This window comes from Streptomyces sp. NPDC004111 (genome assembly GCF_042874215.1).
Classification (GTDB): domain Bacteria; phylum Actinomycetota; class Actinomycetes; order Streptomycetales; family Streptomycetaceae; genus Streptomyces.
The window spans coordinates 54,442-77,705 of sequence record NZ_JBIAMU010000031.1 but is presented as its reverse complement, the minus strand read 5'-3'; the positions used below and the strand labels follow the sequence as shown (position 1 = coordinate 77,705).

The following is a 23,264-nucleotide window of genomic DNA, read 5'->3' as shown; positions in this document are numbered from 1 at the left end:
ATGGACTGACCTGACCACCCCACAGCAAGGACCACGGAAGGTACTGCTACTCCTCGCAAACGTTCGAGCGGTACACGAATGTGGTGGTCACGGCATTCGACCCGCCCCCTGACGCTCACATCGGAGGGAAGGGAAACTCTTCACGTCCGCCTCGCGCGGACCAAAGGCCCTGGAGGTCCGTGATGAAACTCAAGAACCATCAGGAAATCAACGTCGTTGTCACAGCCGTGTCACCGGTCGGGGCCGAGGTCCACGCGGCAGGCGCCAAGGGATTTGTCGATCACGTGAAGCACCCTGCCTGGCGGTCGCACGACGTGCCTCCGCCCAAGGTCGGAGACCGCTTGCACGTCGTGGTTCTGGACGAAACGAGGGCCCCCGTGCGGCTGAGTGCGCTGGCGAGCGATATCGATATCGCTCGCGCACTTCGCTCCCAGTACTGATTCCTAATGCTGTTTGTCTAGCCTCGTGAGCGGTGGCGGTGCGAGTTCGTAGGTCCGTCCGTCGGGGAGGAGGGCCCACAGGACGCTGACGCGGCGGCGGCCAGGGTGAGGACGGCTCTGGAGATGACGCTCATGCGATTGGGGCTGATGCGGGATCTGCGGATGACCTGCCAGGACTTCAGTCGTGCCATGCCACGCTCGACGGGTGCTCGGGCTGCGGGCAGGGCCCTGTTCCGGGTCCGCTCGGTGGGTGTGAGTTCGCCGCCTGGCGGGCGGCGCTTGGCGGTGGTGCCCCAGTCGCCGGCACCGATGCAGGCCATGTCGGCGAGGATCGGGACGCCCTGGCGTTCGCAGATCCGGACGATCTTGTGGGTGCGGGCGGCTGTCAGATCGTGGGTCCGGCCCGGCGGAGCCCGCGACAGCCACAGGATCTCGCCCGCCGGGTCCGTGACGACCTGCACGTTCACCCCGTGCCGCTGGTGTTTCGAACAGTAGTCGGCGTTGCCGACGCGCTCGCACTCGGCGAGCGTACCGTCCAGGAGAACGAAGTCCGGATCTGCCGTCAGGCCTCGGCCTCTCCCACGTGACGGGAGACCCAGAACTCGCACGTGACTTGCGGCCCCGAGCCTCCACTCAAGCTCTTCGGCGTGCTCAGCCTTGAAAACGACCGAGGTGGATTCACCGGCGGGGAGGTTTCCGGGCTCGTACGAAGGGTCGCGGGCCTGGGGCTCCGCCCGGCGGGTGCCGGGCGGGGGTGGCGGGTCAGTTGGTGCGGGCGGCGCGGAGCATGCTGGGGCCCTGCTGGATGAGGCAGGCGGCGCTGGGTGCGTAGACCTCGTCATCGGTCCGGCCGATCGAGGTCGGGGTGGACAGGCCGTCCTTGGCGGCCAGGGGGTCTTCATGGTGCCGTCGGAGTTGATCAGGGTGACTTCGCTGATGGGGCAGGAGAGAGCGAGGGAGAGCCTTGATGGCCTGGGACGAGGCGCCGGTGCCCTCTCAGATGATGCTCTCGCCCGCTGCCGGTGACGGGCCTGACCCCGCTCCATGACGAAACGATGACAGCGGTCCTGACCTGGTTTTTCCTCGGCTTTCCTGGAGGACATGAACACCACGCACATCCCCTCCCCCCGCTTCCTCCCCCGCCGCGGCACCACCCTCCTGACCGTGGCCGCCGCCGGTGCCGCCGTCGCCCTGACCGCGTGCGGCGGCGGGAAAGCCGCCCCCTCCGCTTCGTCCTCCTCCGGTGCCGTCACGGCGGAGGCTCCCGCCACGCAGGGCGAGGCAAACGGCAGCAAGGCGCCCAAGATCCTCTGGATGGGCGACTCCATCGGTGAGGCGGAGGCCCCGGCGCTCGGTGCGGCTCTGAAGGCTTCCGGGGCCGAGTTCAAGTCGATGGCAGCCGCCGGAGGCGGCGGGGTCATCGGCGAGATAGCCGCTCCGACCTGGGAGCAGCTGCCGAAGGAACTGAAGTCCTTCTCCCCGGAGGTCGTCGTGTACCAGATCACCACGTACGACTGGGGCACCGCAGCCGAGCAGAAGGCCGGCTACAAGAGGCTGGCCAAGGCCGTCAACGACGCCGGAGCCGAGCTCGTCATGGTGTCCGCGCCGCCCTTCAAGATCGACGACTTCTACAAGCCGAACGAGGCCGCGATCAAGCAGGCTCCGAAGTCGGCCAAGGCCGTCGCGGACAAGAGCCCGGGCAAGGTCAGGTTCGTGGACGCCTCCGCCCTCTGGGGCACCGACTCCGCCGCTGCCAAGGCCCAGCGCAGCAAGGACGGTATCCACTCCTGCCAGCAGGGTTCGGCCGCGTTCGCCAAGTGGCTGAGCGGCGAGCTGGGCCAGCGCTACTCCTTCGAACCGGCTCCGGCCGACACGTGGGCGACCGGCGCGTGGACCGGCGACAAGGTCTACGGACCCCTGGGCTGCAAGTAGTCCCGTGAGCCGGGGCCCCGCCAAGGGCCCCGGCCGCCCGTTTCGCGAGGAGACCCCGTTCAAGGAGAGATGACCCGACCATGCCCGCCGTCCCGCCACCCCGTGCCCTCCCGCCCCGCCCCGCCTCGGCCGACGGACTCGCACGCGCCGCACGTCCGGGGACCGTCCACCACCTCCGTGGGGCGGGCCCGGACCGTGGCAAGCGGCACATCGGGCCGCTGGACGGCCTGCGCGGCCTCGCCGTCGCCGCGGTCGTCTTCTTCCACGCCGGGCACTTCGACGGCGGGTTCCTCGGCGTCGACCTGTTCTTCGTGCTCTCCGGGTTCCTTATCACCGGTCTGCTGCTGAAGGAGCACGGTGCGCACGGCCGGGTGGACCTCGTCGCGTTCTGGGGACGGCGGATGCGCCGTCTGCTGCCCGCGCTGGGCGTCACCGTCGCCGTGTCGCTGCTGCTGGTGTGGGCCTTCGGTACCGTCACGATGGTGCGTTCGGCGCTGGACGACGCCCCGTGGGTGATCGCCGACGTCGCGAACTGGCACTTCATCGCCGACCAGGTCGGTTACTGGGAAGCGGGCGAGACCCGTGTCTTCAGCCATCTGTGGAGCATCGCCGTCGAGGAGCAGTTCTACGTCCTCTGGCCCGTGATCCTGATGCTCCTGCTGCGGGTGCGCGGGCGGCGCGCGAAGTCGATGCACGGGCGGGTCGCCCTGGCGGCCGCCATGGGTGCCGTCGCGTCCCTCGTGCTGATGATCGTCCTGGCCGACCCGGTGGACAGCACGCGCGTCTACGAGGGCACCGACACCCGGGCCTTCTCTCTGCTGCTGGGCTGCCTGATGGCGACCGCCCCCGCCACCCGCCTGCTGGCGCGGCTCGGCGACCGAGCGGCGTGCTGGTGCGCGCCGGCGCTGGTCTGCGCGCTCGGCGCGTACTGGGTCCTGGCGGACGGACAGAACTCGCCCTCCCTCTTCCAGGGCGGACTGTTCCTGCACGCCCTGGGTGCGGCACTGCTCATCGGGTTCCTGGCGCAGGCCCCGGACAGTCCCGTCGGCCGTCTGCTCGGCTGCTCCGTACTGCGCCGCCTGGGAGCCCTGTCGTACAGCCTCTACCTGTGGCACTGGCCGGTGTTCGTGCTGCTGAACGAGGAACGGCTCGGCATGACGGGGTGGCGCCGTACGGCGGTGATCATGGCAGTCTCCCTCGGCGCCGCCCTCGTGTCCATGTACGCCGTCGAAAACCCGTTCCGCTTCCGGGCCCGCTGGGCACACGGCCGACGCGGGGCGCTTGCCCTGGTCGTGGGGGTCGGTCTCCTCTTCGCCCTCTGGGCCGCCATCCCCATGCCCGTACTGGGCGAAGGCGCGGTGGACCTCACCCGGCTCTCGGCCGGACGGTGACGCCCGGTTCTCCGGTGGCGGTGGCGCGCACCTGCGCAAAGATGGCTGAGTACGGAGAAAGGCTGGTGCGTCACGATGTCCCGGGTGCTCTTGATCGAGGACGATCCCGCCGTGCAGCGAGGTGTCTCGCTGGCACTGCGCCGCCGTGGGCACGAGGCCGAGGTGGCCTCCAGTGGTGAGAAGGGCCTCCAGTCCATCGAGTACTTCGAGCCCGACCTCGTCCTGCTGGACCTGATGCTCCCCGGCATGTCCGGCCTTGAGGTCTGCCGCCGCATCCGGGAACGGCACCAGCTCCCCATCATCATCCTCTCGGCCCGCAGCGACGACATCGACCTCGTCGTGGGCCTGGAGGCCGGTGCCGACGACTACATCGTCAAACCGGCCAGCGGTGAGGTCATCGAGGCCCGGATGAAGGCCGTGCTGCGCCGTGTCGTGTCCCAGGAGGCCCCGCCCGGCGCAGGGCAGGACTCGGTGCCGCACGCACCGGAGACGCTCGGCGCGCTGACGCTGGACCGCAACGCGCTCCAGGTCACCAAGAACGGCCAGGACGTGGCGCTGGCCCCCTCCGAGCTGAAGCTGCTGCTGTTCCTCTCCGCATCCCCCGGCCAGGTCTTCAGCCGCCAGCACCTCCTCGAACAGGTCTGGGAGCACAGCTTCTACGGTGACGCCCGGCTCGTCGACGCCTGCGTCATGCGGCTGCGAGGAAAGATCGAGGACGATCCCCGCCGCCCGGTGTACGTCCAGACGGTGCGCGGCTTCGGCTACCGCTTCGGGCCGCTCTCCGCCGAGACCCGGCCGCCCACGGAGGACGGCGCCCCCGCATGAGAGTGCCGCTGCCCCGAGGGCTGCGCACGCGGCTCGTCGTCGCGTTCCTCGCGGTGTCGGCGCTGAGCGCGCTCATCACCGCCCTGCTGACCTACCGGGAGGCCCGGTCGTCGATCCTCGCCCGCAGCCAGAACACGGCAGTGCACGACCTGCGGGCCCAGCTCAACTCGCTCGCCCCCGACCTGCCGTTTCCCCCCAGCGTCCAGGACCTCCAGAACTTCACCCTCCAGCTCGACCGGGCGGGCGGCTCCCGCTCCTGGCACACCACCGCCGCCTACCGGGACGGCCCCCTGGTCGCCGCCTCCGAGGCCCGTTCTCCTCTGCGGGTTCCCGCCGCGCTGCGCACGGCCGTCAAGGACCAGGACACCAGCGTCCGCCAGCGCACCGACCGCGACGGGACGCCCTGGCTCATGATCGGCATGCCGGTCCACTACGCCCCTGAGAAGGGCACGACGAACAAGACCTCCGGCCTCGTGGTCTACGCCGACTTCTCGCTGGACGACGACCGGACCGCCATCGACTCCCTCGCCGCCGCCGCGCGGTCCGGGGCCGTGCCCGCCCTCGCCCTCGCGGTGTTCGCGGCGCTTCTCGCCTCCCGCCGGGTCCTGCGGCCCGTACGCGGTCTGCATCACGGCGCGGAGAAACTCAGCGCGGGCGCGCTGGACACACGGCTGCCGGTGACCGGTCACGACGAGCTCGCCGACCTCACCCGCACGTTCAACACCATGGCCACCACCCTGGAGGAGAACGACGCCGAGCTGCGCCGCATGGAGGCCACCTCACGGCGCTTCGCCGCCGACGTCGCCCACGAGCTGCGTACGCCCCTGGCCGCCATGGCCGCGGTCACCGAGGTGCTCGACGAGGACGCGCACAGTGGCCTGCTGCCCCCGGACACCGCCGACGCGGTTCTCCTGATCAGCAGCGAGACCCGCAAGCTCGCCCGCATGGTCGAGGACCTCATGGAGGTGTCCCGGTTCGACGCGGGCGCGGCCCTCACTCAGTTCGACGACGTCGACCTGGGCACGCTGGTGGAGAAGACCCTCGCGCTGCGCGGCTGGCCCGCCTCCCCCGGGCAGATCCGCGTCGACGTGCCCGCAGGTCTCCGCGTACGGGTGGACCCCCGGCGCATCGACGTCGTCCTCGCGAACCTGATTGGCAACGCCCTGCACCACGGCAGCCCGCCGGTGGTCCTACGGGCCCGCCCCGACGCGCCGACGGACACGGCCGACGGACCCTCCCACGCGGTGGTGACGGTCACCGACCACGGATCCGGCATCCCCGAGGCCGCGCTCCCTCACGTCTTCGAGCGGTTCTACAAGGCGGACTCCGCCCGGCCGCGCTCCGAGGGCAGCGGGCTCGGTCTGGCCATCACCGTGGAGAACGTCCGGCTGCACGGGAGCAGGCTCACCGTGGCCAATCCCGCCGACGGCGGTGCGGAGTTCACCTTCACGCTGCCCCTCTCCGTTCTGAACACGGGGGAGCCGGGAGACCTCAGCGAGCCGGGAGACCCGGAAGAACCCGGGCGCTTCGAAGGGACGGAACGATGACGAGGACCCCCGCAGCTCGCCGGGGCCCCTGCGGGCCCCTCCTCGCTTCCTCCCTCGCAGTCTTCCTCGCCGCAGTTTCGGGGTGCGGAGTCGGTGTCACGGGGCCCGAACCGGCCGGAGCGCCGGCTTCCGGGGTGCAGCGGCCCGGCATGTCCGCCGACCAGATCCGGCTCTACTTCGTCGGCCCCTACGGCCTGCGCGCGGCGTCCCGGCCCACCGACCGGCCGCCGTCTCCGCAGCAGGCCCTCGACCTCCTGCTGGAGGGACCGACGCGGGCCGAACGGGACCGGGGCCTGACGAGTGAGGTGCCGCCGATGGGCGGTCGGCTCAGCGCGTCGGCCCAGCCGGACACTGTGGACGTGTACCTGCCGGTCACCATCAGCGATCTCCGGGTCGCGGCCGTCAGCCAGCTCGCGTGCACTGCCGCCCACTCCGACGTACCCGGCGGTAAGGCCCCCGAGAACGTCAAGGTCCGTTTCCACGAGAACGGTATCTCCACGTCTGACCCCTGGTCGGCACGCTGCGACCCGAGCGGGAACGCGATTCCGTACACCGGTTCCTGACGCACGGAGTCAGGACTGACCGCGCGAGTCCCACTCGCGCGACGAACAAATCCGCTTGCCTCGACCATTCCATGACCAAACGATGACAACCGGAAAATAGCGACCATTCTCTTGTTTTCGTCGAAGGCATGCACCAGCAATCCGTTTCACGCGTAATCACAATCGCCGCACTCGCAAAGTCGCGCCGCGTTCTCTTCGCCGCCCTTGCCGCCATCATGGGATTTTCAGTGCTGTGCATAGGCATGATGGCCACCGGCCTCTCGTCCGAATCGGAAGTAGCGGACGCGAAGGGGGAGTTCGCGGCCTCGGTGGGCACCGACGACTCACTGCCACAGCCCAAGGTGGACATGGCCATCGTCCGGACGTCGCAGGACGAGGGGAAGACCGTCAACCTGACCCTTGACGACGGCCCCGACCCGAGGTGGACACCCAAGTTCCTCGACCTGCTGAAACAGCACGGGGCCAAGGCCGTCTTCTGTGTGACGGGCCCGAACGCCGCCGCCCGCCCCGACCTGGTGAAGCGCATCGTCGCCGAAGGGCACCGGCTCTGCGACCACTCGGTGAGCCACGACACCGCCATGGACGGCAAGCCCGTCGCGTATCAGGAGAAGGAGATCCTGGACGCGAAAAGGATGATCGACGAGGCGTCCGGCGGCAAGCGGATCTGGTACTACCGCGCCCCCGGCGGTGCGTTCACTCCGGAAAGCCGTCAGATAGCCGCCGCACATTCCATGGTCAATCTCGGCTGGAACGTCGACCCCCGTGATTTCGAACGACCGGGCACCGAGCGCATCGTCGCCGCGGTCAAAGCCCAGATCACCAAGGGACCCACCGTCCTTATGCACGACGGCGGCAGCAATCGCACCCAGTCCCTCGCCGCCTTGAAAGAACTCCTGCCCTGGTTCAAAGAACAGGGCTACGCCTTCAGCTTCCCCAAAGCCGACTGATACACCGCTTCTCCCCACTCCAGTACCGCTCACCAGAAAAGGCATCCATGAGCAGTCAACTCCTCACACGTGACCGCCGTGTCCCCGCACACGCACGTACCCCCGCGGCCACCCCCGCCGCAAAGGGGCAGGCTCCTGGGAATCGACATACTGAAGTCTTCTCAGCACGTAGATGACGTGGTTTCGGAGGGCGGCCTGTATGCCCCCTGAACAGCACGTGAAGCCCCTGGCAGCACGGGACTTGCGAGAGATCCTGCCCGTCACAGGAGGCTTCACGTGGTCTCGCATCGTGCCAGGCCCGACGTTCCGCGTCCCGTGGCCGAGTACCTTGCGCGCCTGCTCGCCGGTCACCGGCGGTTGAGCGGCGGTTCGCTGCCGTCAGTGGCACCGGGCCGTGATGCTGGTGTGGCCCCGCGGCACGGCCCTTCGATTGTCACGCGGGGTGGCAGGTGGGGCCGATCGCCCACCGGCTGGCCGTCGAGGTGGGCGATCCGGAGATGTGCGGCCGCTCGGCGGCTGCCCTGGGCGATTGGCCGGATCACCCTGGCCCCGGCCACCACACCGGGCCGCAGCCGCACCCCGGACCCGCAGACCAGGGCAGGCCTGAGCAGGACATCGACCGCCCACCCGGAACTGGCGAGCCTGCTGGCCGAGCTGATGCCGCTGTCCGCCGAACTGCAAGCCGACGGCATCCAGCTCGAACTCCTCACCCGCATCTACGACCCCAACGGCATGGGCGTCATATTCTTCGCCGTGCCGCCCCGTGCCCGCCTCGCCGGGCAGATCGAGCGCAACCACATCCGGGAGAAGCCCCTCGAAGGCCAGGTCATCGCCACTTCCGGACGACTCGCGCCTGTCTATGGCCCAGCCAGTCAAGGAGGACCGGCCCCGAGACGCGAGGGAAGGCCGGGAGGACGAGCAGGTGCAGTACGTTGTCACCTGGTTCAGCTGGGCCCCGTCCGGGGTGTTTTCAACACGGGCGCCGGATTCCGAGATATTGCATCATTTCTGACAGAGGCCAGCCTTTGACGGACTTTTCGCCTGGCGCAGCGTAGGTGCAGACCCTGCTGGTGCTGAGGCCCAGGCCCACGATCGCTTCTGCCATCGCGACTCCGGCGGCGACGCCGTCCACGACCGGAACACCAAGTTCTGCCGTAATCAATTCGTTCAGGCCGGTCATGCCCGCACAGCCGAGGCAGATCACTTCGGCCCGGTCATGCTCGACGGCATGGCGCGCCTGGGCCAGTATCTTTTGCTGTGCGTGCTGAGGGTCCTGCTCGACCTCAAGAGTGTCCAGGCCGGCGGCACGGACCGAGGCGCACCGTGCGGACAGGCCCGCCACCGTGAGACGGTCCTCGATGGCGGCGATCGAACGGCTCAGAGTGGTTATTACTGAGTAGGTGCGGCCGATGAGCTGGGCCACGTGAGCGGAGCACTCGGCGATGTCGAAAACAGGGGCACTCGCGATCTCCTGCACGCCTTCCCGGCCCTGTTCTCCGAAGCCGGCCATCACGACCGCGTCGTAGTGATGCGGGTACGTTGATACGCAGTCCATCACCGCCACTGCCGACAGCAGGCTGGCGAAGTGGCTGTCGATCCCCTCGGCACCGTACTCGGAACGCAACGTGACGATTTCGGTGGTTGGTGCCGCCTGCCGGCAGGCGGCGCGGTCTATGGCTGCGGTCATGGTCTCCGATGTGTTGGGGTTCACCACGAGAATTCTCATTCTTCCTCCATCTCTTGCATATGGCCCTTGCTATCCGGTTCCGGTCTCTTGGCCCATGGCGTCCGTGCGTGAATGCGCCAGGAGGGTGCCGCGGGGATGGCTGAAGTCGATGGGGAATCCGCGTAGCCAGGTCTGCCGAACCACGCCGTACAGGGTTCTTCCGGCGTAGGCCGTCCGTGGTTGGAGGTGTGCGAGTTCGGCCGGATCGACCGTGAACCTCTCGTCCGGGGCAAGGACGCAGAAGTCCGCGTCACGGCCGGGTGCGACAAGTCCCTTGGTTGCCAGCCCTGCGAGTTCGGCCGGCCGGGTAGCCATCCAGAGTGCGACCTCGGACAGGGGGACTTGTTTTTGCCGTGCCACCGTCCATACAGCCGGAAGACTGATCTGGAGTGAGCTGATACCGCCCGGAGCATGGGTAAAGTCTCCGCCCTCGTCCCGTTTGTAAGCCGCGGCGGAAGGGGAGTGGTCCGAGACGACCATGTCCAGGGCCCCGCGACGCAAGTACTCCCAGAGTCGTGTGCGATGTTCCGCGCCTCGTATGGGCGGGCATACCTTGAATTCGGTGCCCCCCTCGGGGATGTCGGCGGAGCTGAACGCAAGGTAATGGGGGCAGGTCTCGGCAGAGATTGCGATGCCGTCACGCCTCGCCCGGTAAATCATCGCTGCCGAATCGGCATTCGAGACGTGCACGATGTGCAGCCTGCCATGGTGACTGCGGGCGGCGATGTCAATGAGGCGTGACACTGCCCTGGTCTCCGTCTCAGGCGGATACTGGGACAGGAATTCTTGATAGCGCGTCACGCGGGAGAGCTCTGGGCGTGGCGGGAGCGGGTCTTCGGCGTGTACCAGCAGCACCCCGTCGAAGCCGCTCAATTCGTTCAGTGCGGCTTCGACCTGTTCCGGGGAGACAGGAGGGAACTCGTCGATCCCGGTGTTCGCCAGAAAGCACTTGAAGCCGAGGGCGCCGGCGTCGTGCAGTTCGCGCAGCGAGTGCAGGTTGTCGGGCGTGACACCCGCCCAGAACCCGACGTCCACGTGGCAGCGTCCTGTTGCCGCCTGCCGCTTTGTCTCCAAGGCCGACAGGGTGACGGTCACCGGAAGGCTGTCCAAGGGCATGTCGACGACCGTGGTGATACCTCCCGCGGCAGCGGCACGGGTGCCTGAGTCGAAGGTCTCCCATTCGGTGTGCCCGGGGTCCTGCAAGTGCACGTGCGTGTCCACCAGGCCCGGCAGCACCACGACGTCGTCCTCCAGTCGGATGTCGGTCGGCGCCTGGACATCCGTCTCGATGTCTTCCACGAACGCGATCCGGCCCGCCAAGACCCCGATCGCCGCAGGGCGCTCCCCGTCGGGGGTGATTACCCGTGGGGCGCGGATGACCGTGCCAACGGCAGCCATGTCAACTCATCCTTTCGCAGTGGTCATTTGTCCGAGGTGGCGGCGGAACCACTGCGAACCAGGCTTCGCAGGCTTGCGCTGCAAAGGGCTCCCGCAACGGAGCCGACGACCAGCACGGCACCGATGATCAGGGTCGGTCTCGCCCCCAATCGGTCGGTCAGCGGCCCGGCCAGGACTTGGCCGAGCGGGATCGCGACATAGGAGCCCAGCGTGTCGTAGGCGTAGATGCGTGCCAGTCGATCAGCCGGCACGTTCTCCTGGAGTGACACGTCCCAGGCGATACCGAACTGCTCGATGGCGACCCCGGACAGGAACATGGCGATGACCAGGGGCAGCGGGCTGGGCCAGAATGCGAGCACTGCCAGGGGAAGTGCTTCGAGCACGGACAGGACCACACCGTTGCGCAGCGCGTGAGCCGGCCGCCACCACGTCACCAGCAAGGCGCCGCACAACATGCCGACAGTCTGCGCGGCGAGCGCGAACCCCCAGGTGGCACGGCCGAACGAATCGTCGGCCACCACCGGGCCCAGCACCTGCAGCCCTCCGGCCCCGGCTGCGTTGATCACCGCGAACGCAATGGTGACCACCCATACCCACTGTCGGAGGGCGAACTCCTGCCACCCCTCGCGCAGTTCGGCGAGCAGATTCGTCCGATCCTGCTTCGTCCGCGCGATCTCCGCTCCGCCGACGCCCAAGAAGCAGAAGGCCATGACCAGACATACGGCTGCGTCGACGGCGATGCCGACCGCGGCGGAGAAGACCGCTACGAGCATGCCTGCCGCCGAAGCCCCGACGAACATGGCGGCGTTGGCTCCCATCCGAGCCATGGCGTTGGCCTGTTGGATCAGCTCGGGGGGCACTGTCTGCGGGGTGAGCGCCGAGAGGGCCGGCAGTGAGATTCCCGAGAGGGCTCCGCTGGCCAGGCTGAGCCAGAGCAGCAGACCGACCGAAGCGAACCCGCCGTACACGCTGCCGGCGGCGACAGCCAGCACCACGGCGGACGCGATTCCCGAAGCCTGCACGACCCGCACGCGCGGCCAACGGTCGGCGGCCACGCCACCGATGAGGACGAATGCCACCAGGGCGAGTGACCGGGCGCCGATGACGAGGCCCAGGTCCAGAGTTGAGCCGCCGAGATCGAGGACTGCGAAGGCCAGCACGACCGGGGCCATGGTCTTGTCGAACGCACTCGCACATCGGGCGCCGACCAGCTGACGGAAACGTTTGTGACGCAGCGTGGTGTAGAGATTCGGTGTGCTGGCCCCCGTCGGGCTTTCTTCGGCGGAAGGGAGTATTTGTTCGCCTCTCTGCTGGATTCTGCAAGGGAATTAGGGAATCTGTGATGACGCGTCAAGGAGCTGATTCGGTGCCGCAGGCCAACCGAGTTGGTCGAGTGCGTCATGAGTGTTTTCAGCCACTCTGAGAAGGGCTCTCTCTTCCAGGGAAATGAATCCCTGGGTCACCATGTGGTCGAGGAGAGTGAGCAGCGGATCGTAGTAGCCGTCACAGTTGATGAGGACCACCGGCTTGGTATGGAAACCCAGTTGGTTCCACGTGGCCACTTCCATCACTTCGTCCAGCGTGCCGAACCCACCGGGAAGGACTGCGAAACCGTCGGAGAGGCGGTACATCAGCGCCTTCCGCTCGTGCATGGTACGAGCCACGTAGATCTCGCCCTGGGTCAGGTCGGGGCGCTCCCTCTCGTACAGGTCGTGGGGGATGACCCCGGTGACACGGGCACCGCCGCCCAGCGCGGCAGCAGCGAGGGCACCCATGACGCCGACGCCGCCGGCCCCGTAGACAAGTCCTGCCCCCCGCTTGGCAAGTTCCATACCCAGGGATTTTGCGCTGTCCACATAGGCTGGGCTGGCGCCGGCCCGTGAACCGCAGAATACCCCGATGTTCTTGATGGACGCATTGATGGCAGACATCCTATACCTTTTGTTGATTTCCTTACCGAGAAATTTGCGTGCTGTCGGACAGCAGTAGTGACCCGATGGTGCGGGCATCGACGTTCCCGCCGCTGAGTAGTACGCCTATGTCACTCACGCTCCCTCCGGAGCTGATGGCGAAACGCAATGCGCCCGCGAGGGCTGTGGCGGCGGACGGTTCCACGACGAGCCGTACGCGTTCCAGGACCACGCGCATGGCATCGGCGATTTCCGTCTCCTCCACCTCCACGACGGTGGTCACCGCTCCGTGGACCAGTGAGAAGGGGAGCTGCCCGATGCGGTCCGGGCGCAGCCCGTCGGCCATGGTCGGCTGGGATGCGACGGTGACCGGTTTGCCCGCGCGCAGAGCGGCGCCGAGCGCAGGCACCGCGGCCGGCTCCGCGGCGACGACAGCGACGCCGACTCCTTCCGCCGCCAGGCATGCTCCCGCTATCGCGCTCCCTCCGCCCACCGGAAGGACCACGGCGTCCAGGCTGCCGCCGACGGCGTTGACCTGGCTGAGGAGTTCGGCCGTGGCAGTTGCTTGCCCCGCCACCACGTTGAAGTCCTCATAGGGGTCGACCACCCGATATCCATACTGCTCCCGCAGTTCACCTACGACGGCGGAGCGTTCAGCCAGTGACGTTCCGGCGAAGACCACCTGTGCACCGGCATCGCGGATCCTGCGTACCTTGGCCTCTGAGGCGTCGGTGGGAAGTACCAGGACTGCGGGCAGGCCGTGTGCACGGGCGGCCAACGCCACCGCGATCGCGTGATTGCCCGTGCTCTGTGCCACTACCCCCGGACACCCCGCGGTGACCAACTGATCGACGGAGTGCAGCGCCCCGCGGATCTTGAACGAACCGCCGCGTTGCAGGTTTTCCGCCTTCAGCCAGAACCTCGCGGATGCCAGAGAGTCCAGTTCGTCGCTGCGAATCACCGGCGTTCGCCGCACATGAGGGGCCAGGCGGTGCGCGGCGCGTTCCACGTCACGCCGGCTCATCGCCGTCGGCGGGGCGTTGGTCCGGGGTGTGGTGCGGCTCAATGGATTCCCCCGTTTGGTCGCGGCTGCACGGAGAAGCCAGCGGTGGTCATGGCGCTTGCGTGCTGGACAGGGTGATGGACAGGTCGAGCTCGTCGTGAAGGGCAATGCCGTCCTCGCCCACCTCGGGTATCTGCGGTTTAGTCCTGCGTGCGGCGTCAACCGCTCCTCGTCTGACCGCGTCGATACGGAAGCCGCGGCGCTGGAGCAGCTTTATCCCCGTGAGTTGATCATTGGTGACCGTAACGAGCACGCGCCGGATGCCGGCCGGCTGCGCGCCGTCCATGAACGCGTCGAGGAGCGCCCCACCCACACCCAGCCGACGTGTCAGCGCGTCGAGGGTCAGCAGTTCGGCTTCACTGCCGCGGTCCACCCACGTCAGCAGTCCCAGGACTGCACCGTCGCGGAGCGCCATCAAGCCAGGCACACCGTCGAGGTGGAATCTGGTGTGGTGCTTGATGATGAAGGGGGCGCCCCACCGCTCGGTGAGGAGCGGAAGCAGCACCGGCCAGTCAGTCGCGGCGATCTTCTTGATGACCGACGTCATGGGAATCGGTCGCCTCGCTATCGCTGTTCGGGCGCTGTCAGTTGTGGAGCGAGTGCGGCGAGCCCCTGTGCTCCTCGGCGCAGCGAGGTCAGCGTCACGTATTCGTTGGCCTGGTGGGCGATGTGCTCCTCGCCCACGCCGAACCCGAGCGTGGGTATCTTCAGCTTGCCCGCCGTGTAGGAGCCGTTCGTACAGAACGAGTAGGACATGGGGGTGGGGTCGAGGCCGGCGGCGGCGAGAGCCTGCTGTGCCGACGCGACGACCGGTCCTTCGGTCCACCAGGCGGCCGCGAACTCGCCGACTTCGTACCGCACTCCGGTGTACGTCGTGAAATCGGCCATGACCGTGCGCACCGTCACGGTGGGCGCCTCCGCCCAGCCGGCCAGGGCTTTGGCGGCTGTATCCCTGATCAGCTGGTGCAAGGATTCCTCCGTCTCGCCCGGAAGGAATCGCGCGTCGAAGCGGGCGAGCGCCTGGCCCGGCACTGTGGAGACGGAAGGGTACGGCCACGATGTGACGTCAATGCAGGTGACGTCACGGTATCCGAGTTGAGGATGGTGCGGGCGCTCAGCCTCCCGGAGCATGGTGATCACCGCAGCGAGCGCCTCGGCTGCGTTGATGCCCTGCTTCACATGGCCGGCGTGACAGGCTCGTCCCACGACCTCGAGCTCCACCTTGGCTCTGCCACGCTGGCCCACAGCCAGGCGAGTGTCATTGGGTTCCGTGGTGATGACCACGCTCGGCCCCACCGCCTCCACGGCCTCCGACAGTGCCGCGCCCTCCATGTTCTCCTCCCCCACGCTGGCAACCACCGCAACCAGTCCAGGGCTGTCCGCGAGCACGCCGCGTTGTGACGCCACGCCGTAGATCGCGGCCGCGATCGACGCCTTCTGGTCGCAGATGCCCAGTCCGTACAGACGGTCGCCCTCGATGACGCCGCCGAAGGGGTCCACCCGCCAGCTCTGTTCGGAGTGCAGGGGGATGGAGTCGATGTGACCGTCGATGAGAAGGCGTGGCGCCCCCGGCTCGCCTCGTCCGATGGTCCCGATCGCGTTGCCGCTGCGGTCGACCGTGACCTGGAGACCGGCGGTGCGCATTGCATCGGCCACCAGCTCGATCGCTTGCTTCTCGTTGCCGGATTCGCTGGGGGTGGAGGCGAGTTGCCGGGCCAGGGCGACCAGGGCGGAATCGTCCACCTGCTCTGGAGTCCGATGGTCCGGAGAGTTGGAGGGCTCCCTGGTCGTTGTCTCGGGACGGGGCTTGTCGCTGTGCGCGTTCTCGGGCTGGGTCATCTCTATCCTCTCGCAGCGGTGTGGGCGGACAGAACGTCTGGCTCCGACCGCGGATGCTGGCTGCCGCACGGGCGTATCTCAGAGGGGAAGCTCGGACTGCGACTTACGTTGGAGTGCCAAGGTGACGAGCACGTCGACGAGTTCAGGCCCACTGAGCCCTGATGCCTCCCACATCTTGGGAAAGTTCGAGACGCTGGAGAATCCGGGCATCGTGGTCACCTCGTTCACCAGCACCGAGCCGTCCGGAGTCACGAACGTGTCGACACGGGCCAACCCGGTGCAGCCGAATGCCAGGAAGGCCTCTATCGCCGTCTGCTGGACGCGCTCGGTGATCTCTGCGTCGAGCGCAGCAGGGGCATGCAGCTTGACGGAGGGGTCGAACCACTTCGCGTCGTAGCTGAGGAAGGTATGGGCTTCTCCCGCCACGGTCTCGCCGACGACGCTCGGAACGGGACCGTCCTTCCCGGCGAACTCCAGGACACCGCATTCCACATCTCGGACGGTCAGCCCCTGCTCGATGACCACCTTCGGGTCGTATTGGCGGGCTTCGTCGACAGCGGCGGCAAGGTCCTTCCAGTCAGTGACCTTGCTGACGCCGATACTGCCCCCGCAGCGTGCGGGCTTGACGAAGACCGGCAGGGTGAAGCCTGCGACAGGAACGGCCGGAGTGCCCGGCTCGAGGACTTGCCAGTGAGGAACGGGCAGACCGGCGCCCTCCAGGATGCGATTGGCCCACACCTTGTCCTTCGCGGCGGAAGACGCGAAGACCCCGCACCCCACGTACGGAAGATCGAGCATCTCCAGAAGCCCTTGGACCGTGCCGTCCTCGCCGTACGGGCCGTGGAGTACGGGAAAGACCACGTCCTCATCCAGGTCACCCACCGAAATGGGGGCGCCCGTCGAGATCTCGCTCTTCCCGTCCTCGAAGGCCAAAGGCACATCGGCGGGTTGCCGCAGCCACTGCCCGGTCTTGCTGATGCCGACCACGGATACCTCGTAGCCGGCCTTGCGCAGGGACTCCCGTACGTAGTCGCTGCTGCATATCGAGTTGGAGTGCTCCGCGGTCCTGCCGCCCACGAGCAGAGCGACCCGAAGCTGCTTCTTCGAAACGGTCATGCGTTGCCACCTTCCGTTCTGCGCTGGTTGAGCACGAGTGCACGGGCTTCCTCCTGCTCGGCCCGCAAGGTTTCCGCCGTGGCGGCCAGAGCCCTGCTCTCCTCGTCGGCAAGAGGGAGCTCGATGATGTCCCGGACCCCCTTCGTGCCCAGACGCGCGGGCACGCCGAGCCAGACGTCTCGGATTCCGTATGCACCCTCCGCGTAGGCGCACACGGGCAATACCGTCCCGTCGTCGTCCTTGACCGCACGCACCATGCGGGCCGCGGCGGCGGACGGCGCGTAGAAGGAGGAGTGGGTACCGACCATTCTCGCGACGTCCATGCCGCCGCGACGTGTCGCAGCCACCGCCGCGCTCAACTGAGCTGGACTGAGCAGCGAGGTGAGGGGCGTGGAGCCCACCATGGCTGCGGACAGCACCGGGATCATGGACTCGTCGTGTGCGTGCGAGCCCACGGTCACCGAAGTCACGGACGAGCGGGGGACGCCCAGCGGCTCTGCCACGAAGTCCGCGAACCTGGCCGTGTCCAACAGCACGGACTGGCCGATGACACGATGCGGAGGGAATCCGGTCGACGCGCTGGTCAGCGCCGTCATGACATCGACGGGATTGGTCATGACGATGACGACGGCTTCGGGTGCGTGACGGGCGATCGTCTCGCTGACCTGACGTACGATCAGCCCGTTTTCCCGGGTCAGTCGTTCTGCCGGCCAGTCGGGTTCTGGAGCGGCTCCGGCTGCGACGACCACGATCTCGGCGCCGGCGATCGACTCGTCATCGAGAACACCGGGCCTCACCGTCCGTCCCACCACGGTCGTCTCGAACCCGACCACCGCCCGGGACTGATTGATGTCGAGGGCGATCCCTTCGGCGAGCCCATCGACCACATCGGTGAGAATCACGGCTTCGAATACATTGGATTCGGCCACGCGCAGGGCGGTCATCCGGCCGCATTGACCCGCGCCGATGACGGCTACTGTGCCCTGCCGTTCACGTGGTGCGCTCGTCCTCATCGCGTTCACTTCGGCGTCACCGCCTGCGGTGACGCTCGTACCGACCGGTCACGTAGCCAGCGCACGTAGGGATTGCGGGTCTGCCCTTGGAAGCCGATCTGACGTGAGTCCCGCATCGCCTGGTAGGCGATGTCCCTTCGGGCTTCCTCGTAGTCGTAGAACGCCTTCGTCAGGTCCCTGCCGTGCGTATCGATGGCCTCGGCCAGGACGACGGCGTCCAACAGGGCCTGGTTCGTGCCTTGCCCCAGGAAGGGTGACATCGGATGAGCCGCGTCACCGACCAGCGTCACAGCCCCTCGTGACCACCGGGGACTGTCGGGGCGATCACGCAACACCGTCACGAACATGTCGTCCGGACGGGTTGCGGCGATCATGTCCCGCACGTAGGGCGGCCAGCCCCAACTGCGGGCAAGCAGGCTTCGCCGAAGGTTCCGGCGCTCCCGCAGCGCGCGGTGGGCGGACCGCAGGGTCACATCCCAGTACAGGACGTCCGGTCCGAGCGGCGAGCAGAACGCCTGATAGCCCCGGCCGAACAGTACGAATCCGCCCCGCAGCCGGGGGTCGTCGTGGTCCAACCTGACGATGGACTTGATCGATGTGAGCCCCATCGGCCTCGGGGAGCCGTCGTCGAGCAACTGGCACCGGACTTTTGAATGCAATCCGTCGGCGCCGACGAGTACATCGGCTTCGACATCCTGAACTTCCGGGTCGCCAGGCGACCGCGTCCGACAAGAGCTTTCATTGCATCTGCTGCTCTTCTCTCTGGCAACGTGTGCCCGTAAGGAAGAGTTCGTCTCGGTGTAACCAAGGAAATTACTCCCCAACTGCACCTGTGCCTGCCCGGACCGAGCGTAGAGCAATTTGTGAAGATCTGCTCGGCGGATGGTCACCGGGCGTTCCGAGGGCGTCGGTATTCGTTCCCTGATGACATTTCCATTGCTGGACAAGATGTACGTCGGTGTGTCATCGGGGAGTGAATATCCAACGGTGGTCACCTCCCGGCGAAGCTCGGGGTCGATGAGTTCCAGGGCGGCGAGTCCGTTGGGGTGCAGGACCAGGCCGGAGCCTTCGGAGGTGATACCCGGGCGACGCTCATGGATCAGGCACTCGACGTTCCTGCGCTGGAGCGTTACAGCCAGCGCAAGACCGCCGATGCCCGCACCGATAATGACAGCCTTCATTTTGTTTTCACCCCAATTCAGACGGTTTTGGAGTGCGCGAGGAACGAACTGGTGAATGCCATCCCCCTCTCCCCATAATCCGTGTCCGGATACATGAGGAGCCGTGGTTCGGGTTCGGATGGTGTCCGTCGAAGGTGTGCGTCAAATGCGACGGTGGCGCAGAAGTAGTTAATGCCCTGAACGACCCGCCAACGGTATGAGGGGTGACTTTATTGCGTCAACGGCAGTAACGAGCCAAGTGATCGATGTGGCGTGAAGGTATCTTTTTCGAGTCCGTTGTCCGGCCGTCCGCCCCGAGTTTCTTGATCTCGCATCCCCGGGCACAAACAGCCGAAATCGAACGAGGCAGTAAGGTCCGGAATTCATCCGGGCAGGTCACATGCGTGTGACGGCTCCGTGTCTTCGCCCGCTCCACTCGTGACCTCCGCCGCCAGTCCAGGACCGGCAAGCGTCCAGGGTGGGGTCGCCGGGGTAGTGAACACGCCACTCGACGCTGTGCCGCCAGCGTCGGGCCAACGAGTCACCAGGCGTTATGTCGGCGGCCCGTGGCCGGACATCGATGTCAGCGCGTGCCGGATGGTGAATTCTTGTGCCTGTGTGACGAGCCATGGCGAGAGGGCCTGGAGTGCGGATCTACGTCGATGCCGACGTGGAAACATCGCGGGACTCGTCGAAGCCGACGATGTCCAGCAGGGCGGGCGGGACTACGGGCGGGGAAGGCTGATGACAGCTGAGAACGTCGAGGCCGGCGCTCGTGGTGTCCTCACGGCCGGCGTCACCAGTGCCCTCGTGATCGACGCTCACTGCCCCAGGCGCGATCTCCTGCTCAAAGCCCCGCATGCCGCGGTTCACCTTGTTGAACGACTGGTGACGCACTCTGCGTGGAGGTGGAGGGGATCACTGAGGTTTTCTCAGGGATCATCGCCAGGCATTGTTGAGGACGAGGGCGGCTTGGGCGATGGCGCCGATCCGGCTGGGGTTGAGTGTGACGTGCTGGCGAGTGCTCCAGCGTTCATTGAGTACGGCCATGGCGCGTTCGCCGGGGAGACGCAGGCCACGGAGGGCTTGTCGTAGGTCCGGTTGCCGGGTCCGAGGTCCTGGCGGCGCAGGCAACCGGAACTGGTGCAAGTCCTTGCACAGTGCCGGTGGGAGGGCCTGCCGTTCGTGGTCCTGGACGGCACCCTCGTCCGATGCGCTCGCGCAGCGGGAGAAACAGAGCGCGGCACCGATCTCTGGTACGCGATCCGCATCAAGCACTTCGTCGGCAAGGTGCAGTCGCCGGCAGCGCCCGAGGGAACACCCCTGTGGGTCTCCGATGTCGAGCCCGGCAGCTCCCACGACCTGGCGGCGGCCCGCAGTCACGCGCTGCCCGACCTTTGCCGGGCAGCTGCCGGGCAGCCCGCGACGGCCCGCACACACTGGCCGACATCGGGTACCTCGGCGCGGGCGGCGGCACCCACGTTCCCGTCCGCAAGAACCCCGATCGGTCGGAGACTCGCATGACTGTTCCCTCGCGGAGAACCTGTGGCTGCACATCCCAACCGAGTGCATCCGTGGCCACACTTTCACCAACCGGGCCGCGGGCAACCTCGCGCTCTTCGAGTACATCGACGGCTTCTACAGCTCATGGCGCATCCCGGAACAGCCCGGCTACCAAGGAGTGAACGCATGACATCCCCAACGCGCCATAAGGGGTACGCAGTTCAGCCTCGGGGCCTGTCCGTGGGGTCTGGGCCCTGCTCGCCGTGTTTCTGCTGGCCGTGTTTCTGCTGGCCTGGACCGTGCTCGAAATGGTCAACCACGGTGGCTGGGCGTTGTGGGCTTCGTCGCTCCTGACCTGACACTGTTCGTCGACCGGTGGCGCAGCACGAACCCGGGCAGCTCCCACGCGGCAAGGTGGCCGCCTGCAACCTCGTTCACCGGCCGGCCCTCCCGGTTCTGGGGTTCGTCGTCGTCCCTTTCCTGCCGGGCGACGGACCGGATGCCAACGTGGGGTTGTTCACCTTCGCACTCGGCTGGCTGCTGCAAGACGGATGCGGTTGTGCCGGTCCGCTCAACTCGCCGGACACCTCTTCGGGTCCAGATCGGGGACGCCCGGTGTGGGCTTCTTGAGCCGAGGCAAGAGATTCTTCTGGTACATGCGATTCCAGCCCTGCGTGTCCTTGAGGATCGACGCCACCGCCGAGCACACCTTTCCCTTCAGGACCGGCGAGCCGGACCGCATGGCCACACCGTATTTCTGAGTTTCTCCGAAGGTGTCCAGCATCTTGACCGTGTCCGACTGGGCGTAGCCCGCGAGAACGGCGTCGTCCGAGGCCACTGCGTAGACCTTCGACTCATTGCTCAGCAGCTGCTCCAGGCAGTACTGGTAGGTGGCCGGCAGCGAATCCATCAGGGTGAAGCCGAGCGGGGGAAGGCTCGTCGCGTAGGTCGAGCCACTGGCGGTGCACACCTCCACCTTCGCGGTCTTCAGATAGCTGGCGTCCTTGATCTCCCCGTGCCGCACCGAGTTCTTGCGCACCAGGAATCCCCGGCCCGCCTCGTAGTACGGACCGACGAAGTCGATCTCGGCGCTTTCCTTCATGGTGTACGAGGCGATGACGAGGTCCGCCGCCTTACTCGTCAGCTGACTGTCCCGGTTCCCGGACGTGACATCGACGAACTTGACGTCCTTGTCCTTGTACCCCAGGTTCCGGGCGACTCTGTAGGCCATGTCGATGTCGAAACCCTCGTACGTGGGATTGCCTTCGCGGTCCTTCCCCTTCCGCAGGCTCAGGCCTGGTTGATCCGCCTTGACGCCGATCTTCAACTGGGAATGGATCTTCTTCCACTCCGCCCATGTCTGGGTTGCGGCGTTGCCGCCCCGGCTGTCCGAGCCGGCGGTAACACTGGCCTTGCCCTTCTCTCCCGAACCGGTTCCGTTCGCCACGAGCCAGCCGGCGGTGGCCAGCAACGCCACGGCGAGAGCCACTGACACCGCCCTCTTCGCGCTCCTCCGGGAGCTCGACCGGGGGCTCGCTCCTTGGGCGGCGGGGGATGCGGAGGCACTCGGCGCAGCCGGGGCGGACGCGAGGTCCGGTAGGGGTACGGGCTCCGCCTCGTGCTCCGGCGGCTGTGTCGCGGCCGCGGCGGGGGCGGTGTTCGTCGGAGCGCCCAGCACCTGGCGCAGCATGCTGGCCGCCGTGGACGTGTCCAGGCGTGCGTCGGGATCCGTGCGCAGCAGCCCCCGGATGACCGGGGCAAGGGGGCCCGCGTACCGCAGGACCGGGTTCGGCGACTGGTCGATGTTCGCCTGGACCTCCCAGGGCTCGCTGCCGGCGAAGGGGAGACTGCCTTCGACCATCTCGTACAGCATGACCCCCAGTGCCCACAGGTCCGAGGCGGGGGTGGGGGCGCCGGAGAAGAGTTCGGGCGCCTGGTACGGGGGTGTGCCGATGATGTTGCCGGACCGGGTCAGCGGGGTGGCTCCCTCGAACGTCGCGATCCCGAAGTCCACCAGGACCACGTGCCCGTCGTCCCGTACCAGCACATTGCCCGGTTTCACGTCGCGGTGGAGGACTGACGCCGCGTGCACCGCCTGCAATCCCTGGAGGACCTGATGGCCGATGGCCGCCGCCCTCGGCACGGAGAGCACCTTCTGTTCGTGCAGCAGATCCGCCAACGTACCGGCTTCCAGGAGCTTCATCACGATCCAGACCTGTTTGTCGGTCTCAAGCTGGTCGTGGACCGTCACCACGTTCGGATGCTCGATCTTGGCTATGGCCTCCGCTTCCCGGCGTGCCCGCTGCATCGCCGAGATCTGGGAACCGGCGGTCACGGCGTTCCGGTCGAGCAGACCCTTTACGGCGACGAACCGGCGCAGCCGCCGATCGTAGGCCTTCCACACCTCGCCCATGCCGCCGCTGCCGATCGGCTCCAGCAGTTCGTAGCGGCCCTCGATGACGGCATGCGGGGGGTCAGGCGTTGACGAGGCTCCGTGCAACGGTGCCGTGGACCATTGCTGAGTTGCCCCGGAGCCGGCCTGCTGTGGCGTGCTGCCCGGCCACGGTTCGCCAGAGCGGCCATCGGCTCCGGCCCGGTCTTCGCCTTGCATGCGCCCCCCTCGAAACCTGCATTCAGATCACAGTAGATGCTCGGTCCGAAGTGCACGTAGGGAAATGAGAGGTGGCGGAGGCGATGGCCAGCCACGCGCCCCGCGCGGTGGTGGCCGAAGAGCCCGACGACCGTGGGCCGCCGCCGTCGACCACGGCCCGGCCGGGGCACTCTTCCTCCACGGCCCGAGCCGAAGTGCCGACTCTGGAAGGCGTATTGACGGGCCACGTTGCCCGTCTCCGCGTCAAGGGAAAGCGGTAGCACCAGGACCGTTCCTGGCC

General features: G+C 67.3%; 20 protein-coding genes and 1 pseudogene. 9 read left to right on the top strand and 12 right to left on the bottom strand.

Annotated features, from left to right (window positions below; translation table 11 throughout):
- Positions 1-182: 182 nt before the first annotated feature.
- Entirely contained in the window at positions 183-440 is a 258-nt protein-coding gene (locus ACFYVL_RS40925) for a hypothetical protein (RefSeq protein ID WP_389254497.1), read from the top strand.
- A 101-nt stretch (positions 441-541) separates the two neighbouring features.
- On the opposite strand, the pseudogene ACFYVL_RS40920 reads toward ACFYVL_RS40925, so the two are convergent.
- Positions 542-997, bottom strand: a pseudogene (locus ACFYVL_RS40920) (transposase family protein); the annotation flags it as partial.
- A gap of 544 nt (positions 998-1,541) precedes the next feature.
- On the opposite strand from ACFYVL_RS40920, the gene ACFYVL_RS40915 reads away from it, so the two are divergent.
- The 6 genes from ACFYVL_RS40915 to ACFYVL_RS40890 all read left to right on the top strand — a co-directional run bounded on the left by ACFYVL_RS40915 (position 1,542) and on the right by ACFYVL_RS40890 (position 7,645).
- Positions 1,542-2,372, top strand: coding sequence for an SGNH/GDSL hydrolase family protein (locus tag ACFYVL_RS40915; RefSeq protein ID WP_389254495.1), 831 nt, complete (start codon positions 1,542-1,544; stop codon positions 2,370-2,372).
- An 80-nt stretch (positions 2,373-2,452) separates the two neighbouring features.
- Positions 2,453-3,763: an acyltransferase family protein gene (locus ACFYVL_RS40910; RefSeq protein ID WP_389254493.1), complete on the top strand. Its 1,311-nt coding sequence runs from the start codon at positions 2,453-2,455 to the stop codon at positions 3,761-3,763.
- Between the two features lie 75 nt (positions 3,764-3,838).
- The gene (locus tag ACFYVL_RS40905; protein WP_389254491.1) at positions 3,839-4,588 is read left to right on the top strand and encodes a response regulator; all 750 of its coding nucleotides are present in this window, start codon (positions 3,839-3,841) and stop codon (positions 4,586-4,588) included.
- Positions 4,585-6,135 (top strand): ATP-binding protein, encoded by a 1,551-nt coding sequence (locus ACFYVL_RS40900; RefSeq protein ID WP_389254489.1) that lies wholly within the window; start codon positions 4,585-4,587, stop codon positions 6,133-6,135. Before ACFYVL_RS40905 ends, ACFYVL_RS40900 begins: the two co-directional genes overlap by 4 nt.
- 149 nt (positions 6,136-6,284) lie before the next feature.
- On the top strand, positions 6,285-6,698 hold the full coding sequence (locus tag ACFYVL_RS40895; protein ID WP_389254487.1) for a hypothetical protein: 414 nt from the start codon (positions 6,285-6,287) through the stop codon (positions 6,696-6,698).
- Between the two features lie 128 nt (positions 6,699-6,826).
- Positions 6,827-7,645 (top strand): polysaccharide deacetylase family protein, encoded by an 819-nt coding sequence (locus ACFYVL_RS40890; RefSeq protein ID WP_389254485.1) that lies wholly within the window; start codon positions 6,827-6,829, stop codon positions 7,643-7,645.
- A gap of 970 nt (positions 7,646-8,615) precedes the next feature.
- On the opposite strand, the gene ACFYVL_RS40885 is transcribed toward ACFYVL_RS40890, so the two are convergent.
- The 10 genes from ACFYVL_RS40885 to ACFYVL_RS40840 form a co-directional block, all read right to left on the bottom strand.
- Positions 8,616-9,371 carry an aspartate/glutamate racemase family protein gene (locus ACFYVL_RS40885; protein ID WP_389254483.1) on the bottom strand — a complete coding sequence of 252 codons (756 nt, stop codon included), beginning with the start codon at positions 9,369-9,371 and terminating at the stop codon, positions 8,616-8,618.
- A 30-nt stretch (positions 9,372-9,401) separates the two neighbouring features.
- Positions 9,402-10,769 carry an allantoinase AllB gene (allB, locus tag ACFYVL_RS40880; RefSeq protein WP_389254481.1) on the bottom strand — a complete coding sequence of 456 codons (1,368 nt, stop codon included), beginning with the start codon at positions 10,767-10,769 and terminating at the stop codon, positions 9,402-9,404.
- Positions 10,770-10,792: 23 nt separating this feature from the next.
- Positions 10,793-12,004 carry an MFS transporter gene (locus tag ACFYVL_RS40875; protein ID WP_389254531.1) on the bottom strand — a complete coding sequence of 404 codons (1,212 nt, stop codon included), beginning with the start codon at positions 12,002-12,004 and terminating at the stop codon, positions 10,793-10,795.
- A 93-nt stretch (positions 12,005-12,097) separates the two neighbouring features.
- The gene (locus ACFYVL_RS40870) at positions 12,098-12,700 is read right to left on the bottom strand and encodes a TIGR00730 family Rossman fold protein (RefSeq protein ID WP_389254479.1); all 603 of its coding nucleotides are present in this window, start codon (positions 12,698-12,700) and stop codon (positions 12,098-12,100) included.
- 22 nt (positions 12,701-12,722) lie between these two features.
- Positions 12,723-13,688 (bottom strand): pyridoxal-phosphate dependent enzyme, encoded by a 966-nt coding sequence (locus tag ACFYVL_RS40865; RefSeq protein WP_389254477.1) that lies wholly within the window; start codon positions 13,686-13,688, stop codon positions 12,723-12,725.
- Between the two features lie 103 nt (positions 13,689-13,791).
- On the bottom strand, positions 13,792-14,289 hold the full coding sequence (locus tag ACFYVL_RS40860; protein WP_389254475.1) for a GNAT family N-acetyltransferase: 498 nt from the start codon (positions 14,287-14,289) through the stop codon (positions 13,792-13,794).
- A 17-nt stretch (positions 14,290-14,306) separates the two neighbouring features.
- Positions 14,307-15,581: a M20/M25/M40 family metallo-hydrolase gene (locus ACFYVL_RS40855; protein WP_389254473.1), complete on the bottom strand. Its 1,275-nt coding sequence runs from the start codon at positions 15,579-15,581 to the stop codon at positions 14,307-14,309.
- 78 nt (positions 15,582-15,659) lie between these two features.
- The gene (locus ACFYVL_RS40850) at positions 15,660-16,697 is read right to left on the bottom strand and encodes a D-alanine--D-alanine ligase family protein (RefSeq protein ID WP_389254471.1); all 1,038 of its coding nucleotides are present in this window, start codon (positions 16,695-16,697) and stop codon (positions 15,660-15,662) included.
- Positions 16,694-17,710: a malate dehydrogenase gene (locus ACFYVL_RS40845; RefSeq protein WP_389254469.1), complete on the bottom strand. Its 1,017-nt coding sequence runs from the start codon at positions 17,708-17,710 to the stop codon at positions 16,694-16,696. Before ACFYVL_RS40845 ends, ACFYVL_RS40850 begins: the two co-directional genes overlap by 4 nt.
- A gap of 5 nt (positions 17,711-17,715) precedes the next feature.
- A complete protein-coding gene (locus ACFYVL_RS40840) occupies positions 17,716-18,891 on the bottom strand; it encodes an FAD-dependent oxidoreductase (protein WP_389254467.1) in 1,176 nt (391 codons plus the stop codon).
- A gap of 576 nt (positions 18,892-19,467) precedes the next feature.
- Here ACFYVL_RS40840 and ACFYVL_RS40835 point away from each other — a divergent pair.
- Together ACFYVL_RS40835 and ACFYVL_RS40830 are read left to right on the top strand one after the other, a co-directional pair.
- Positions 19,468-19,965, top strand: a complete 498-nt coding sequence (locus ACFYVL_RS40835) for a M55 family metallopeptidase (protein WP_389254529.1) — start codon at positions 19,468-19,470, stop codon at positions 19,963-19,965.
- 48 nt (positions 19,966-20,013) lie between these two features.
- Positions 20,014-20,394, top strand: a complete 381-nt coding sequence (locus ACFYVL_RS40830; RefSeq protein WP_389254465.1) for a transposase family protein — start codon at positions 20,014-20,016, stop codon at positions 20,392-20,394.
- Positions 20,395-20,944: 550 nt separating this feature from the next.
- On the opposite strand, the gene ACFYVL_RS40825 is transcribed toward ACFYVL_RS40830, so the two are convergent.
- Positions 20,945-22,873 carry a serine/threonine-protein kinase gene (locus ACFYVL_RS40825; protein WP_389254463.1) on the bottom strand — a complete coding sequence of 643 codons (1,929 nt, stop codon included), beginning with the start codon at positions 22,871-22,873 and terminating at the stop codon, positions 20,945-20,947.
- Positions 22,874-23,264: the final 391 nt, after the last annotated feature.

Excerpts from the sequence above, each read along its gene's own strand:
- ACFYVL_RS40925 (WP_389254497.1), top strand. The coding sequence starts at position 183 with ATGAAACTCAAGAACCATCAGGAAATCAACGTCGTTGTCACAGCCGTG.
- ACFYVL_RS40915 (WP_389254495.1), top strand. The coding sequence starts at position 1,542 with ATGAACACCACGCACATCCCCTCCCCCCGCTTCCTCCCCCGCCGCGGC.
- ACFYVL_RS40910 (WP_389254493.1), top strand. The coding sequence starts at position 2,453 with ATGCCCGCCGTCCCGCCACCCCGTGCCCTCCCGCCCCGCCCCGCCTCG.
- ACFYVL_RS40905 (WP_389254491.1), top strand. The coding sequence starts at position 3,839 with ATGTCCCGGGTGCTCTTGATCGAGGACGATCCCGCCGTGCAGCGAGGT.
- ACFYVL_RS40900 (WP_389254489.1), top strand. The coding sequence starts at position 4,585 with ATGAGAGTGCCGCTGCCCCGAGGGCTGCGCACGCGGCTCGTCGTCGCG.
- ACFYVL_RS40895 (WP_389254487.1), top strand. The coding sequence starts at position 6,285 with ATGTCCGCCGACCAGATCCGGCTCTACTTCGTCGGCCCCTACGGCCTG.
- ACFYVL_RS40890 (WP_389254485.1), top strand. The coding sequence starts at position 6,827 with ATGCACCAGCAATCCGTTTCACGCGTAATCACAATCGCCGCACTCGCA.
- ACFYVL_RS40885 (WP_389254483.1), bottom strand. The coding sequence starts at position 9,371 with ATGAGAATTCTCGTGGTGAACCCCAACACATCGGAGACCATGACCGCA.
- allB (WP_389254481.1), bottom strand. The coding sequence starts at position 10,769 with ATGGCTGCCGTTGGCACGGTCATCCGCGCCCCACGGGTAATCACCCCC.
- ACFYVL_RS40870 (WP_389254479.1), bottom strand. The coding sequence starts at position 12,700 with ATGTCTGCCATCAATGCGTCCATCAAGAACATCGGGGTATTCTGCGGT.
- ACFYVL_RS40860 (WP_389254475.1), bottom strand. The coding sequence starts at position 14,289 with ATGACGTCGGTCATCAAGAAGATCGCCGCGACTGACTGGCCGGTGCTG.
- ACFYVL_RS40855 (WP_389254473.1), bottom strand. The coding sequence starts at position 15,581 with ATGACCCAGCCCGAGAACGCGCACAGCGACAAGCCCCGTCCCGAGACA.
- ACFYVL_RS40850 (WP_389254471.1), bottom strand. The coding sequence starts at position 16,697 with ATGACCGTTTCGAAGAAGCAGCTTCGGGTCGCTCTGCTCGTGGGCGGC.
- ACFYVL_RS40845 (WP_389254469.1), bottom strand. The coding sequence starts at position 17,710 with ATGAGGACGAGCGCACCACGTGAACGGCAGGGCACAGTAGCCGTCATC.
- ACFYVL_RS40840 (WP_389254467.1), bottom strand. The coding sequence starts at position 18,891 with ATGAAGGCTGTCATTATCGGTGCGGGCATCGGCGGTCTTGCGCTGGCT.
- ACFYVL_RS40835 (WP_389254529.1), top strand. The coding sequence starts at position 19,468 with ATGGTGAATTCTTGTGCCTGTGTGACGAGCCATGGCGAGAGGGCCTGG.